Below are 14,290 nucleotides of genomic sequence, written 5' to 3'. Positions count from 1 at the left end.
GCGCCGCACCCGTTCTCACGGGGCGGCGCTTTCGCGTTGGTTGGGTTACTGCTGCGGGGTGTCGCCGTCTTCTGCCTCGTCGAGCACCCACAGCTCGTCGTCGGCGCGCAGGGTCTGCCATGCGGCATAGGCGATACCGGCTACCGCCACGACGCCCAGTGCGATGAGGGCGTATCCGCCGAATCCGAGGCCGCGCTTCGGCGGCTTGACGAACCCGACCCTGGTGCCGACCGTGTTGTAGGTCTTGACGGCCTTCTTCGATACGTCGGCGTATGCGCCCTTGGCGGACTTGCCGACCTTGTCGCTGGCGAGGTGCACCTGCTTGACGGCTTCGCGCACGCGCGGGTCCTTCGAGACCTCGAGGGTGGCGAGTGCGGATGCGAGCGACGACGAGACACCGGGGATGACGTCGTGGACGATCTTGTGCTGCGCCCCGTCGACCGCGTTCCTGGTCGCCTTGTAACCGGAGGAGACGACGGGAACGAGCCGGTCGTTGTATGCGCCGCTCACGCGGGGCACCACTTCTTCGCGCGAGACGTTGCCGATCTGGCGGCCAGCCTCCTTGACGACGGACGAGGCGTGCCCGAACACATCGCGCTGTTCGTCCCACAGGTCAGAAGCGGTGCTTTTCAGCCGCTTGATCTCTTTCTTGTGCTTACGGGACAGTGCCATGGGATCAACCTCCGGTAATGGTGCCTGCGAACCTGATCATCCTTTCATGGCATGGCCCGTCGGCCAACACTGTGCCGGCTGTGCTTCCCCCGACCTTCAGGGCCGATGTGGGAGGATTGTCGAATGTCTACGCACACGCACGTCGCAACCTTTTCCACCACGCTCGGAGACATCCGCGTCAACCTGCTGGGCAACCACGCACCCAAGACCGTCGCGAACTTCGTCGGCCTCGCTACGGGCGACATCGAGTGGACCCACCCCGGCACCGGCAAGGTCTCCAAGGACAAGCTGTATGACGGAATCATCTTCCACCGCATCATCGACAACTTCATGATCCAGGGCGGCGACCCGCTCGGACAGGGCACCGGCGGCCCCGGCTACCAGTTCGACGACGAGATCCACCCCGAGCTCACCTTCACCAAGCCCTACGTGCTCGCCATGGCGAACGCCGGCACCCAGGGTGGCCGTGGCACGAACGGCTCGCAGTTCTTCATCACCACGGTTCCCACCACCTGGCTGCAGGGCAAGCACACCATCTTCGGCGAGGTCGCCGACGATGAGTCGCGCGACGTCGTGAAGAAGATCGAGGCCGTCGAGAAGGACCGCAGTGACCGTCCCCGCGAAGACGTCGTCATCAACTCGGTCACCATCGACGAGGTCTGACCTGCTGGTCGACTTCAACCCCCGATGAAGCACCCCTCCCGATGAACCGTCGATGACCGAAGCGGGGCGCGACAGCGCCAACCACTGTTACCGGCATCCCGACCGCCAGAGCTTCATCCTCTGCCAGCGATGCGGGCGTACCATCTGCCCGTCCTGCCAGACCGAGGCGGCGGTCGGGTTCCATTGTCCGGAGTGCGTGCAGGAGGCGCGGGCGAGTGCACCTCGCTCGCGCCCCCAGCTGCTCCGCTCGGCCCGACGCATCCGCACCAGCGACGGACCGGTCATCACGTACACGATCATCGTCGTGACCGCGGTGGTCTTCCTGGCGCAGCAGGTGTCAGGCGGTTACGTCGACGCCCTGCTGGTCTACCGGCCGTGGCTGACGACGCTGCTGCCCTGGACCATGCTGACGTCGCTGTTCGTGCACGGGTCATTCATCCACGTGCTGTTCAACATGTTCTCGCTCTTCATCTTCGGGCGCATCCTGGAACCGGCAATCGGGCGGTGGCGCTTTCTCGTGCTCTACCTGCTGAGCGGCTTCGGCGGCTCTGTCGCGGTGCTGCTGCTCAACCCCGGTGGCGGGGTGCTCGGGGCATCGGGTGCCATCTTCGGCCTGATGGGCGCACTGTTCGCTATCCAGCGCGGACTCGGCGGCAACGGTTCGCAACTCGTCGTGCTGCTGGTGCTTAACCTCGCCATCGGCTTCCTGGTTCCGAACATCTCGTGGCAGGCACACCTCGGCGGACTCATCACCGGCGTGCTGATCGGCGTCATCTACAGCCGCACCCGGCGCCGTGACAGGCAGCTCACCCAGAAACTTCTCATCGGTGGCCTAGCTGCGGCACTGCTGGCGATCACCGTGGCCGCCGTCGCCGTTCTGCTGTCGTCGCGCTAGGCGTCACCCGGTACGCATTGCCCGGTACGCATTGCCCGGTACGCATTGCCCGTTACGCGTTACCCACAGCTGTCGAGGAAGTTATCCACAGGGTTGTGCACACTGGGGATAATTACACGGGTGTAACTCAGCGCCACCGGGTGGTCATCAGGAAGCCGAGGAAGAGGATACCGAAGCCGACGAGGATATTGCCGTCGCCCAGCTCCGCGATCGGGAGCGTGGTGCCGCTGACGTAGAACACGATGATCCAGGTCAGCCCGATGAGCATCAGGCCGAACATGATCGGCTTGAACCAGACCGGGTTGGGGGCATCGTCGCCGCCCCGCCTCTCCGGAGGGACAACGGAGTTCTCAGTGTCTCTAGCTCTGGCCATGCCCGAATTCTAGCGCGAATGCGGTTGGTCGCCGCTGGCAGCGCGGATACGCCGATCGTGCCCGTCTACACTCGGAAGCATGGTGGGGACCAATAAGCGTGCGCGTCAGGCCGCGCCACATCGACGCGCGAGCGTCATCAGCGTTCTGGGCGAACTGCTCATCACGGCCGGCGTCTTCGTATTCCTGTTCCTCGGTTGGCAGCTGTGGCTCAACGATCTGGTGCTCGGGGCCGAGCAGCAGGACGAGGCCCTCAGCTTGAGCGAACAACTCGGGGCGGCAGCGGAGACTACCGAGCCCGCCCCGGAGGGTGCAGAGCCCGGGGAGCCGGTCATCACGCTCGCCTCGGCCGAGAACGAGCGCTTCGCGACAATCTTCATCCCGCGGTTCGGGGCGGACTACGCACGCACCGTCGCCGAGGGAATCAGCCCGAGCACGGTGCTGAAAGACAACATCGGCCACTATCCGGGATCGCAGATGCCCGGCGAAATCGGCAACTTCGCCGTTGCCGGCCACCGCACCACCTGGGGCGCGCCGTTCAACCAGATCGCGACCCTCGAGCTGGGCGACAAGATCTACGTGCAGACCGCCGACGGGTGGTACACCTACGTGTACCGCTCCTCCGAATATGTGCTGCCCACCGGCACGGGCGTGATCGCCCCCGTTCCGCAGGCACCCAACGTGGCGCCGACCGATCGCATCATGACCATGACCAGCTGCAACCCGATGCTCTCCGACGCCGAGCGCATCATCGCGTACGCGGTATTCGAATCCTGGCAGCCGGCATCCGCCGGGGCTCCGGCCGAACTCGCGCAGAGCGGGGCCTGACCGTGTACGGGGCGCTCTGGCGCATCCTGCCCGGACCGTGGTGGGTGCGACTGTTCCTGCTGCTCATGCTCATCGCCGCGGTACTCGCGGCATGCCTGTACTTCGTCTTCCCCTGGCTGAACGGGTTCATCAACGTGACGGACGTTACGGTGGACGGATGACCCGCATCCTCGTCATCGACAACTACGACAGCTTCGTCTACACCCTGAACGGCTACCTGCAGGAACTCGGGGCGGAGACCACGGTCATGCGCAACGACGCCTTCGCGGAGGCGGACGCCGCAGCCGTGATGGCCGAGTACGACGCGGTACTGCTCTCACCCGGGCCGGGAACGCCTGGCGCTGCGGGAGTCTCCGTTCCCGCGGTGCGGATCGCGCTGGACTCCGGACAACCCCTGCTCGGCGTGTGCCTGGGTCACCAGGCGATCGCCGAGGCCGTCGGGGCGACCGTGACACACGCCGACGAGCTCATGCACGGCAAGACCTCGCGGATCGAGCACGACGGCAGCGACTTCTACCAGGGCGTTCCGCAGCCGTTCACCGCGACGAGGTATCACTCCCTCGCCGTGGTGGATTCGACGGTGCCGCGCGACCTCATCGTGACCTCCCGCACCAGCGGTGGCGTGATCATGGGGCTCCGCCACGAGAGCGCGCCGGTGTTCGGGGTGCAGTTCCACCCGGAATCGGTGCTGACCGAGGGGGGTTACCTGATGCTCGCCAACTGGCTGTCGGTAGCCGGCCTGCCGTCTGCCCGCGCCGCGGCCGTGGGGCTGACGCCGCTCGTCACGCTGCCGTAGCAGTCGCCGGCGCTATCCGGCGGAGCGGCGCAGTACAGCTAGCCCGCGCAGTATGTCAGCGTGGCTGTGCTGGCCCGCCTGGGAGCAGCGCGGCGCAGCTAGCCCGCGCAGTATGTGAGTGTGATCTCGGAGGCCTGCGGATGTTCGCCCGCAGGCAGCGACTGGGCGGTGACTTCGCCCGTGTCGCATCCATAGTCCGGTTCTGGCTCGATAGTGAGGAGCAGCGCCGTCAGGGTCGTGGTGGCGGTCGTGATGGGCTGGCCGACTACGGATGGCACCTCGACCAGGCCGTTGCTGACGATGAGGTTGACGGTGTCACCCTCGCGCACCCCCGCGTTCGCCTCTGGCTCGCTGCGGATGACGGTGCCCGCGGGCAGGCTGGGGGAGTACTCCGGGATGGATTCGCCGTAGACCAGGCCGCGATCTTCGATGGCGGTGACCGCCTCGGCCTCGGTGGTCTGCTCGAGGAGGGGCACGGTGGTGGGATCCTGGCCAAGTGAGACGTAGACCGTCACCTGCTCTTGCGGGCTCACCCGGATGCCGGGGCCGGGCTCCGTGCTGATGATGGTGCCCTCCGGCACGGTGTCGCTCTCCTGGGGCAGTCGAAGAGGCTGCAGTTCGAGGGCGGTGAGCTCTGCCGCGGCCTCGTCGTAGGTGCCACCGGCGACGTCGGGCACCGTCACCGAGAGACCGGTGCTGATCGACGGGCCCGACTCGATGTTGACGACCCAGATACCGATGGCGAGCAGCAGCGTCGTCAGCAACGCGATTCCCGCCCAGACCCACGCGACAGGCGGTCGGGTCTGGGTGCGGATCACACGCTCGTCGTCATCAACGGCGGCGAGGCGGCGGAGCGCGGCTTCGGGACCGGAGACCGCCTCGGGATCCATCGCGTACAGCGCCGACTCGGCGTCGATGGCAGACAGCAGGCCGGGCGGCACGTCGCCCGCGCCGGCGGTCTCGAGGTCGACGCGGAACTCCGCCGCGGTCTGGTAGCGACGAGTGCGGTCCTTGTTGAGGGCGTGCAGCACGACGGCGTCGAGGGCGGGGGAGATGCGGCCGTTGATCGAGCTGGGAACGACCGGCTCCTCGCTGAGGTGCTGGTAGGCCACCGCCGCGGGGCGGTCGGCGCGGAACGGGGCGCGCCCGGTCAGCATCTCGAACAGCACGACGCCGGTCGAGTAGAGGTCGGTGCGAGCGTCGATCGTCTCACCACGGGCCTGCTCGGGCGAGAAGTACCGCGCGCTGCCGAGGATGGTGCCGGCCTGGGCCACCGTGGCCGCGCTGTCCGACGCGGCGCGGGAGATTCCGAAGTCCATCACCTTCACGGTGCCGTCGCCGGTGACCATGATGTTGCCGGGGGTGACGTCGCGGTGCACGAGGAGCGCGCGGTGGCTGTACTCGAGTGCGGTGAGCAGCTGGCTCGCGATGTGGACTGCGTCATCCGGGGCGACGGGGCCCTCGGCGATGATCTCGCGCAGCGACCGGCCGTCGACGAACTCGGTCACGATGTAGGGCGTGACGCGCTCGACGCCTGCGGCGTCGGTGGTCACGTCGTCGCCGGAGTCGTACACGCGCGCGATCGCCGGGTGCGACATGCGGGATGCCCGCTGGGCCTCTTCGCGGAATACCAATCGGAAGTGCGCATCGGTCTTCGGGGTCGTCCTGAGCAGCTTGACCGCGACGGTGCGGTGCAGGCGCTCGTCCGTTGCCGAGTACACGTCGGTCATGCCACCGCGACCGACCAGGCCCGCGAGGCGGTACCGGCCTGCCACCAGGCGAGATCCATCGGTCACGTGTCGATCTCCAAGCGGCAGAAGGTGTTGTCCCCCAATCTTATCCGGCACGGGGTTTGCAGCCCGGTTAGGCGAACGGGATGGTGAGCGCGTCGGATGACTCCGACGGTTCGCCCGAGCAGAGCGCGGTGTACGACACGGTGGTCTCGCCGTCGGCGGCATCGCCCGACAGTTCGCCGAGCGTGACGGTGATCGTGGAGGTCGACGACGGTACGGGGTTCGCCGGGGTGAACGACCCGTTCGACACCGAGACGGTGTAACCCGTCAACGGGGAGTCTGACGTGCAACCCGTGAACGCCGGGATCGACACCTGTACGGTCTGGCCCGGCACGAACGGTCCGGAGCTCGAGGTCGTCGGTGCGGACGGCTGCACGGGCTCCGGCTCCGGTTCGGGCGCCGCGGTGTAGAGGGTGAGGGTGATGGTGTCGCCGACCTGCACGGTACCGCGGGGGCTGACCTGGTAGACGGTGCCGACCTGCTCTTCGGACTCTGCGGCGTTGCCGTCGACGAAGCTCGCGAGGAGTCCGAGCTCGGTGAGCGCGGCGGTTGCCTCGTCCTCGCGCAGGCCGAAGAACTGCGTTCCGTCGCCCAGGGCGACGCTGGTGTCTTCGGTCGGGGTCGGGGTCGTGCTCGGTTGGGTCGGCTCGGGGCTCGGAGTGGAGGAGACGGTCGGGCTGGGGGACCCGGCCGGGTCGTCGTCGGCTGGTTCGTCGAGCAGCAGGAAGATGCCGCCGATCACGACGATCGCCAGGATCGCGAGCAGGGCGATGAGGGGCCAGGTCCACGGGTTGCGGCCCTTGGTGACCACCGGGGCCGGCGGTTCGTCGCTGAGCGCGGGGCCGGCAGCGGCGCCCGCTCCGAGGATCTGGGTGGCCTGCGTCGCCCCGGCGGCCACGGTGGGGTTGGCCATGGTGACGGCCACGCCTCCGCTGAGGATCGCCGGCACTGCCGCGGCTGCGGCGGCGACGTCGCCCCTGCGTAGTGCCTGTGCCGCCCTGGCGAGGTGCGCGGCGGAATCGGGACGGTCGGCCGGCTTCTTGGCGATGCTCGAGTAGACCAGGTTGCGCACGGGCTCGGAGACCGTGACGGGCAGCTCCGGCGGGGTGTCGTTGATCTGGGCCATCGCGATGGCGACCTGCGACTCGCCGGTGAAGGGGCGGCGACCGGCGAGGGACTCGTACGCGACGATGCCGAGCGAGTAGATGTCGGTCGTCGGCGAGGCGGGGTGACCGCTCGCCTGTTCCGGCGACAAGTACTGCACGGTGCCCATCACCTGACCGGTGGCGGTGAGGGGAACCTGGTCGGCGATGCGGGCGATGCCGAAGTCGGTGATCTTGACGCGACCGTCGGGGGTGATGAGCAGGTTTCCTGGCTTGATGTCGCGGTGCACGAGCCCCGCGGCGTGTGCGGCGTGCAGCGCGGACGCGGTCTGCGCGACGATGTCGAGCACCCGGTCGGTGGCGAGCACGCGCTCGCGTTCGAGGATGGTCGAGAGGGCCTCTCCCGGCACCAGTTCCATGACCAGGAAGGCGCTGCCGTCTTCTTCGCCGTAGTCGAACACGTTGGCGATACCCTCGTGGTTGACCAGGGCGGCGTGGCGCGCCTCGGCGCGGAAGCGTTCGAGGAACCCGGGGTCGCCCAGGTACTCGTCTTTGAGGATCTTGATGGCGACGGTGCGGCCGATGACCAGGTCGGTCGCCTGCCAGACCTCGCCCATGCCGCCGATGGCGACCCGGCTCGTCAGCTGGTACCGACCACCGAAGGTGAGTCCGCTTGATGGCCTCATTTGTTCAGCACCGCCTCCATGACTGTTCGTGCGATGGGTGCCGCAACTGAATTACCGAATCCCTGGCCGTTCTCGACGACGACCGCGACGGCGATCTCGGGGTTCTGGGCCGGTGCGAAACCGGTGAACCACAGGGTGTTGTCCCTGCCATCGTTCTGCGCTGTGCCCGTCTTACCCGCGACGTCGACCCCGTTTATTCTTGCATTACTGGCCGCGCCGTTGTTCACGTTGGCGACCATGAGCTCGGTCATCGTGCCCGCCGTCTCTTCGCTGATCGGTTCACTGAGAACGTCCTCCTGGAATGGTTCGATGACCTCGAGGTTCGGGGCGGTGATGGATTCGACGAGCGTCGGCGTCATCAGCGTTCCCTGGTTGGCGATCGCGGCCGAGACCATGGCGACCTGCAGCGGGGTGGTGCGCACGCTGCCCTGTCCGAACGACGAGATGTAGAGCGTCGGCTCGTCCATGTCGGTCTCGGGGAACACGCTCTCGGTGACGGTCTGCGGAATCTCGAGCGGCGTCTCGAAACCGAACCTCTCGGTGTACTCGGCGATGGTCTCCTTGCCGAGCGCTCCGCCCAGCTGGGCGAACGGGATGTTGCAGCTCAGGCGCAGCGCGTCGGCGAGGGACACGGTGTCGGCGCCGGTGCAGTTGCCGCCCTCGGCGTTGCTGATCGAGTCGCTGCTCTGGGGCAGCTGGAGGGTCGGCGGGTTCGGGAACTGGCTGTCGGCGGTGTACTGGCCGCTGTCGATCGCGGCGGCGGCGACGACGAGCTTGAACACCGAACCCGGCGCGTACAGGTCGCCGCCGATGGCGCGGTTCAGCAGCGGGCGGTTCGGGTCCTCGATGAGTGCGTTGTAGCTGTCGATGACCGCCTGGCTGTCGTGCTGGGCCAGGAGGTTCGGGTCGTATGCCTCTTTCGAGACCATGGCGAGGATGGCGCCGGTGCTCGGGTCGATCGCCACGACCGACCCGGTGTTATCGCCCAGCGCATCCCAGGCCGCCTGCTGCACGACCGGATCGATGGTCAGTTCGACCGATGCGCCCTTCGGGTCCTGGCCGGTGATGACGGCATTGAGCTGGGCGAAGAACTGGTCGTTCGCGGTGCCGCTGAGTGCATCGTTCAGCGCGCCCTCGACGCCGGAGTCGCCCTGGTTGAGGGTGAAGTACCCGGTGACGGCCGAGTACAGCTCGGGCTGACTGTAGGTGCGGAGGAACCGGAACTCGTCGTCGATCGGCACCGACTCGGCGACCGCGACCCCGTCGACCAGGATCGGCCCGCGCTCGGTGGAGTAGCTGGCCAGGATGGTGCGCGTGTTGCGGGGATCCACCCGGAGGGAGTCGGCCTCGAGCGCGGAGATGACGGTGCTCGAGCCGAAGAGGGCGACGAACATCAATAGCACGACGGCGCTGACGCGTTTCAGTTCCTTGTTCATGCGATCACCTGGGCGCTCACGATTCGACGACCAATCGGGGTTGGTTGCGCACGGTGTCCGACAGGCGGAGCAGCAGCGCGGCGATGATCCAGTTGGCCAGCAGCGACGATCCACCGGCGGCCATGAATGGCGTGGTGAGACCGGTGAGCGGAATGACCCTGGTGATACCGCCGATGACGATGAACACCTGCAGCGCGATCACGAACGACAGGCCGACGCCGAGCAGGCGGCCGAAGTCGTCCTGGCCGGCGAACCCGATGCGGAACCCGCGGGAGACGAACAGGAGGAACAGGGCGAGGATGGCGAACAGGCCGGTCAGGCCCAGCTCTTCACCGAGGCTCGCGATGATGAAGTCGCTGTCCGCGAACGGCACGATATCGGGCCGTCCCTGTCCGAGGCCCGTGCCGATGAGCCCGCCGCCCGCCATGCCGAAGATGCCCTGCACCAGCTGGTAGCTGCCGCCCGCCTGGTTGTAGATGTCGTCGTTGAATGCGTCGAGCCATCCGTTGAAGCGATTGCCGACGTATCCCAGGATCTGGCTGGCCAGGATGGCACCGCCCACGAACATGCTGAGTCCGAGCAGCACCCAGCTGAGACGCCCGGTGGCGACGTAGATCATCACCAGGAACAGGCCGAAGTAGAGCAGCGATGTGCCCAGGTCGCGCTGGAAGACGAGCACGCCCATCGACGCGAGCCAGATGATGAGGATCGGGCCGAGGTCGCGCACGCGCGGAAACCTCATGCCGAGGAACTTCCTGCCCACCAGGGACAGGCTGTCACGCGCGGTAACCAGGTAGCCGGCGAAGAACACGGCGAGGGCGATCTTGGCGAGCTCTCCCGGCTGGAAGGAGAGCGGAACGCTGCCGTCCTCGCGCTGCGGGCCGATGCCGATCCAGACCTGCGCGCCATTGATCTCGCGCCCGACACCCGGGATGAGGGGCAGCAGCAGCAGCCCGATACCGACGAACATGGCGATGTAGCGGTAGCGCTGCAGTACCCGGTGGTTGCGGATCGCGATCAGGACGGCGAGGGCTGCAGCCATGGCGATCGCGGTCCACGCCATCTGGCGGAGCCCGGACGCCTCCCAGCCGAGTTGCCCCTGGGCGATGTCGATGCGGTAGATCATGGCGATGCCGAGGCCGTTGAGCAGGGTCGCGATGGGCAGGATGAAAGGGTCGGCCTCGACGGCGACGAACCGCAGTGCGATGTGCATGACCAGCGAGAGGCCTAGCACGCCGGCACCGAACGAGATCACGGTGCTGTCGACGGCGCCCAGTGCTCCGAGTTGCACGAGGACGAGGGCACCGGTGCCGATTGCTCCCGCGAAGATCAGCAGCAGCAGTTCGAGGTTGCGCAGGCGCGCGGGGGCGCGGAGCCGCAGCTTGATGGTCTCGGTGACCGTCGACCTGTCGGCGGTCCCCGGACGGCTAGTCGCTGCTGACAATGGACAACCTGTCGATGATGGCCCTCGCCTGGGCGAGGGAGTCCGCGCTGATCGTCCCTTCGACGGTCTGGCGCGTGTAGCTGGGAAGGCTCTCGAGAGTGATACTGGTCTCCTCGTACACCGTGGAGAGCGACAGCGGGCCGATGTCGGCCTGTACCCCCTGGTAGATCGCCACGGTCTGCCCGGTCGCGCCGACGAAGTATCGGGTCTGCGTCCACTGGTAGGCGAGCACGAGCGCGACAGCGAGGGCGATCGCGGCGAGGGCGATGGCGACGAGCCAGGCGATGCGACGGTTGCGCGCGCGACGGCGGTCTTCGAGGATCAGCTCGTCGAGGTACTCCTCCGATTCTGGCTCGAAGTGCTCGGGCTCCGGGGGAGTGGGGCGAAGTGGATGCAGCAGCAGCGTGGGCAACCGCAGGGGCCTGCGACTCACCTCGGGCTCGAACGACAGGGGCGCAGCCGCCGATCCGACCAGGACGGTGGGCGACGATGCCGACGAGTCCCCGTCGTCGACGGTCGCGATGACGACGGTGACGTTGTCGGGAGCCCCGGCATCCAGGCTCTCCCGCACGAGCCGGTCCGCGGCGTCTCGCGGCGCCTTCCACTCGCGCAGGATCGCGGCGATGCGCTCGTCGCTGACGTAGCTGCTCAGCCCGTCGGAGCACAGCAGCCACTTGTCGCCGGGTCGGACCTCGAGCACCGTGGTGTCGATCTCGGGCGACGAGTCGACGTCGCCGAGCACGCGCATGAGCACGGAGCGCCGCGGGTGCACGGCGGCCTCTTCCTGCGTGATGCGCCCGGAATCGACGAGGCGCTGCACGAACGTGTGGTCCGCGGTCACCTGCGAGAGCTCGTCGTCGCGCAGCAGGTATATTCGCGAGTCGCCGATGTGGGCGAGGGCGATCTTGCTGCCGACCCGCAGGATCGCGCTGACGGTGGTGCCCATCCCGGTGAGCTCGGTGTGCTCGAACACGGTCTCGGCCAGCTGGGCATTGGCGGCGAGCAGCGCCGACTTGAGGGCGTACTCCGCGTCTTCGGCCGAGGTGTACTCGCGGTCGGTTTCAACGATGCGCTTGATCGCGATCGCGGAGGCGACGTCACCGCCGGCGTGCCCTCCCATGCCATCGGCGACCACGAACAGGTGGGTTCCCGCGTAGCCGGAATCCTGGTTGTTGGCGCGCACCTTCCCCACGTGGGAGATGGCCGCGCTCTTGCCTGTCGTGGCCATGAGCGCTACCGCCGCAGCTCGAAGCTGGTCGTGCCGATCTTGATCGGGGTGTTCAGCGGAACCTGGGTGGGAACGACCACGCGGCGCCCGTCGAGGAAGGTGCCGTTGGTGGAATCGAGGTCCTGGATGACCCACGCGTCATTGAGGATCATCAGCCTGGCGTGGTGGGTCGAGGTGTAGTCGTCGCGAATGACGAGGCCGCTCTCGGCTGACCGGCCAATGGTGAGCGGCAGGTTGCTGAGGGGCAGCTCGAGCCCCTCCTTCGCGCCGGAGGTGATGACGAGCCTGCGGGCGGACGACGCGGTCGCAGCGGGCCTGGTGTTGTCCGGCAACGAGCTGACGGGCGATGACGGCCTCTGCACGGGGGCGACGGAGGGGGCTGGGGTGGATGCCGCGGCGAACGGTGCGGCGCCGGCATCAGTCGCCACTGCCTGACGACGCACGGGCTGCCCGAACAGGTCGCTGCGCAGCGAGTACACGACGAGGAAGATGAAGCCCCACAGCACGAGCAGGAACGCCAGCCTCAACACGAGGAGGGTGAGTTCGCTCACCGGGTGCTGCCGCCGTTCCGGTCGGCCCGGGAACCGGAATAGTGGTCAGCGTCGGACGATTGGGCGAGCACCCGGAACACAATACGGGTTCGGCCGATGGTGACGGTCGATTCCGGCGACAGCAGGGCCTTCGTGACGGGGGAGCCGTCGAGCTCCGAGCCGTTGGTCGACCCGAGGTCGTTGACCTGCGCGCGCTTGCCGTCCCACAGGATCTCGACGTGCTTGCGGGAGATGCCGGGGTCGTCGACCGTGATGTCGGCCTCGCTGCCGCGACCGATGATGGTGCGGCCCCGGGTGATGGGGTATCGCTTGCCCGCGACATCCAGCACGGGGGTCCACGACACCTCGCCCTTCATGTTCTCGGACTCGATGCGGATCATGCCCTCACTGAGACCGGTGTCCTCGACGAGACGGATGTCGATACCGCCCGCGAACTGGTAGCCCTGCGCCGTGGCGTGGGTCTGCACCAGCTGGGTGAGCTCGTCGATGAGCGTGGGGCCGATCGACGACATGCGGGTGAAGTCGGTGCGGCCGAGACGCACCCGAAAGCGGTTCGGCACGAGGATGCGGTCACGCGAGACGACGGCGGCCTTGGTGTCGAGTTCGCGGCGCAGGGCGCTCGTGATCTCGATGGGCGCGAGGGAGCTTCGAAAGGTCTTCGCGAACACGCCGTTGACGGCACGCTCGAGACCGTTCTCGAAGTTGTCCAGCAGGCCCACGTGTTCCCCATTCCGGTCGTAGCACGACCCTCGTATGTTAGCCGCTGGGTGCCATTTAGAGCATTTGGGCTGGGTGTGCGGCGCTGGTGGCCCGGGATTCCGGGCCCGGACCGGGCAGCACGGAGTGCACCCCGGCGGCCGGCGAACCTGGGGGAGGTGGCGCTTGTGCTAATCTCGCAAAGTCTGCGCGAGTGGCGAAATTGGCAGACGCGCACGGTTCAGGTCCGTGTGCCCGAGAGGGCATGGGGGTTCAAGTCCCCCCTCGCGCACAACGGCGTGTTCGGCTTTTTGGCCGAACACGTTCAGCTTTTGAAATATGAACGGGCTACCAGCCTGAATCTGGTGGCCCGAAGGCCGGTAGTTGGCTCCTGATCGCGAGATCTCGGCCCACTGCCGGCCTTTTTGTTCTCCCCTCGACCTAGCAAAGCGAGATGACCGCGCCAGGTCAGTTCTGAGGCGCGGTCATAGGAACCGTGTTACTGAGTTTGATGAATGCGGGAGGACTAGTCGGTTCTCGGTGGGCCCACGTCGCCATGCGCGGCGCCGATGCCGTCGGCGAATGGCGTGTAAGAGTTCCGGTTCTTTGAGGTGATCTTCACCGCTGACCCAAGCCGCGCGATGTAATCCTTCGTTTTCCGAAGGTTCGCGGAGGCAACCGAGAGCGCCATGGCGACGAGCGCGAAGGTGTTGCCACGTTTTGGCCGTTTGGACGCATCTCCAAGGGCCTCGTCGGTGGAACGCTTGATGTGGCTGTAAGAAGCTTCGACAGTGTTCCTGAGGGAGTAAAAACTCCTCCACTTCTCGCTGCCGTGCACATACTTCTGCGCCCACTTCAATCCGACATCGCGGGGAATGACAACGCTCCGCTTCGTAAGCGGCGGCGGGAACTTGTTCGTGATCGGGTCGAAACTGAGGTAAGTGGTGGGGTCCGGGTAGCTGTACTGCTGTGACCCATCCGGGCGCGGGCGGCCTTTTCGCGGTCAAGTCCCCGGTGGTGGTGTAGCGGTGTCCTTCGGTTTGGGGGTTAGGCGCTGAGTCCGAGGGCGGGTTCGGTGGTCACCTCGGTTCCGGTGTCGGGGACGAGGGTGAGGCGGGATCTGGCGAG

General features: G+C 67.1%; 15 protein-coding genes and 1 tRNA gene. 6 read left to right on the top strand and 10 right to left on the bottom strand.

Features of this window, described 5'->3' with window-relative positions:
• Positions 1-45 precede the first annotated feature (45 nt).
• Entirely contained in the window at positions 46-672 is a 627-nt protein-coding gene (locus G5S38_RS06785; protein ID WP_165066290.1) for a DNA helicase, read from the bottom strand.
• 123 nt (positions 673-795) lie between these two features.
• Between G5S38_RS06785 and G5S38_RS06780 the strand changes: the two genes are divergently transcribed.
• Both G5S38_RS06780 and G5S38_RS06775 read left to right on the top strand, forming a co-directional pair.
• A complete protein-coding gene (locus tag G5S38_RS06780; RefSeq protein ID WP_165066287.1) occupies positions 796-1,335 on the top strand; it encodes a peptidylprolyl isomerase in 540 nt (179 codons plus the stop codon).
• Positions 1,336-1,387: 52 nt separating this feature from the next.
• A complete protein-coding gene (locus G5S38_RS06775) occupies positions 1,388-2,230 on the top strand; it encodes a rhomboid family intramembrane serine protease (RefSeq protein ID WP_165066284.1) in 843 nt (280 codons plus the stop codon).
• Positions 2,231-2,357: 127 nt separating this feature from the next.
• Here G5S38_RS06775 and G5S38_RS06770 read toward each other — a convergent pair whose 3' ends face one another.
• Positions 2,358-2,603 (bottom strand): cell division protein CrgA, encoded by a 246-nt coding sequence (locus tag G5S38_RS06770; RefSeq protein ID WP_165066281.1) that lies wholly within the window; start codon positions 2,601-2,603, stop codon positions 2,358-2,360.
• 79 nt (positions 2,604-2,682) lie between these two features.
• Here G5S38_RS06770 and G5S38_RS06765 point away from each other — a divergent pair, with 79 nt between their 5' ends.
• Genes G5S38_RS06765 through G5S38_RS06755 form a run of 3 tightly spaced genes read left to right on the top strand, consistent with a single transcriptional unit; the run spans position 2,683 to position 4,225 of the window.
• Entirely contained in the window at positions 2,683-3,429 is a 747-nt protein-coding gene (locus G5S38_RS06765) for a class E sortase (protein ID WP_165066278.1), read from the top strand.
• 2 nt (positions 3,430-3,431) lie between these two features.
• The gene (locus G5S38_RS06760; protein ID WP_165066275.1) at positions 3,432-3,590 is read left to right on the top strand and encodes a hypothetical protein; all 159 of its coding nucleotides are present in this window, start codon (positions 3,432-3,434) and stop codon (positions 3,588-3,590) included.
• Complete coding sequence (locus G5S38_RS06755; protein WP_165066271.1) at positions 3,587-4,225, top strand: anthranilate synthase component II; 639 nt, start codon at positions 3,587-3,589, stop codon at positions 4,223-4,225. The genes G5S38_RS06760 and G5S38_RS06755 overlap by 4 nt, the downstream gene beginning before the upstream one ends.
• 98 nt (positions 4,226-4,323) lie before the next feature.
• Here the strand turns inward: G5S38_RS06755 and pknB are convergent, their stop codons facing one another.
• The 7 genes from pknB to G5S38_RS06720 all read right to left on the bottom strand — a co-directional run bounded on the left by pknB (position 4,324) and on the right by G5S38_RS06720 (position 13,185).
• Positions 4,324-6,021, bottom strand: a complete 1,698-nt coding sequence (gene pknB / locus G5S38_RS06750; protein WP_235928944.1) for a Stk1 family PASTA domain-containing Ser/Thr kinase — start codon at positions 6,019-6,021, stop codon at positions 4,324-4,326.
• Between the two features lie 67 nt (positions 6,022-6,088).
• Positions 6,089-7,807, bottom strand: coding sequence for a serine/threonine-protein kinase (locus G5S38_RS06745; RefSeq protein WP_165066266.1), 1,719 nt, complete (start codon positions 7,805-7,807; stop codon positions 6,089-6,091).
• Positions 7,804-9,243, bottom strand: coding sequence for a peptidoglycan D,D-transpeptidase FtsI family protein (locus G5S38_RS06740; protein ID WP_165066263.1), 1,440 nt, complete (start codon positions 9,241-9,243; stop codon positions 7,804-7,806). The genes G5S38_RS06745 and G5S38_RS06740 overlap by 4 nt, the downstream gene beginning before the upstream one ends.
• A gap of 16 nt (positions 9,244-9,259) precedes the next feature.
• Positions 9,260-10,687 (bottom strand): FtsW/RodA/SpoVE family cell cycle protein, encoded by a 1,428-nt coding sequence (locus G5S38_RS06735; protein WP_165066260.1) that lies wholly within the window; start codon positions 10,685-10,687, stop codon positions 9,260-9,262.
• Positions 10,671-11,915, bottom strand: coding sequence for a Stp1/IreP family PP2C-type Ser/Thr phosphatase (locus G5S38_RS06730; RefSeq protein WP_165066257.1), 1,245 nt, complete (start codon positions 11,913-11,915; stop codon positions 10,671-10,673). The genes G5S38_RS06735 and G5S38_RS06730 overlap by 17 nt, the downstream gene beginning before the upstream one ends.
• Positions 11,916-11,920: 5 nt before the next feature.
• On the bottom strand, positions 11,921-12,466 hold the full coding sequence (locus G5S38_RS06725; RefSeq protein ID WP_165066254.1) for an FHA domain-containing protein FhaB/FipA: 546 nt from the start codon (positions 12,464-12,466) through the stop codon (positions 11,921-11,923).
• Positions 12,463-13,185, bottom strand: coding sequence for an FhaA domain-containing protein (locus G5S38_RS06720; RefSeq protein WP_165066251.1), 723 nt, complete (start codon positions 13,183-13,185; stop codon positions 12,463-12,465). Before G5S38_RS06720 ends, G5S38_RS06725 begins: the two co-directional genes overlap by 4 nt.
• A gap of 185 nt (positions 13,186-13,370) precedes the next feature.
• On the opposite strand from G5S38_RS06720, the gene G5S38_RS06715 reads away from it, so the two are divergent.
• Positions 13,371-13,454: transfer RNA gene (locus G5S38_RS06715), tRNA-Leu, on the top strand.
• Positions 13,455-13,688: 234 nt separating this feature from the next.
• On the opposite strand, the gene G5S38_RS06710 is transcribed toward G5S38_RS06715, so the two are convergent.
• The gene (locus G5S38_RS06710; RefSeq protein ID WP_165066248.1) at positions 13,689-14,021 is read right to left on the bottom strand and encodes a hypothetical protein; all 333 of its coding nucleotides are present in this window, start codon (positions 14,019-14,021) and stop codon (positions 13,689-13,691) included.
• Between the last annotated feature and the right edge of the window lie 269 nt (positions 14,022-14,290).

Source organism: Marisediminicola senii, assembly GCF_011057645.1.
In the GTDB taxonomy this organism is placed as follows: Bacteria; Actinomycetota; Actinomycetes; order Actinomycetales; family Microbacteriaceae; genus Marisediminicola; species Marisediminicola senii.
Note: the sequence above shows the minus strand (reverse complement) of the source record. Positions and strands in the feature narration are given on the sequence as shown.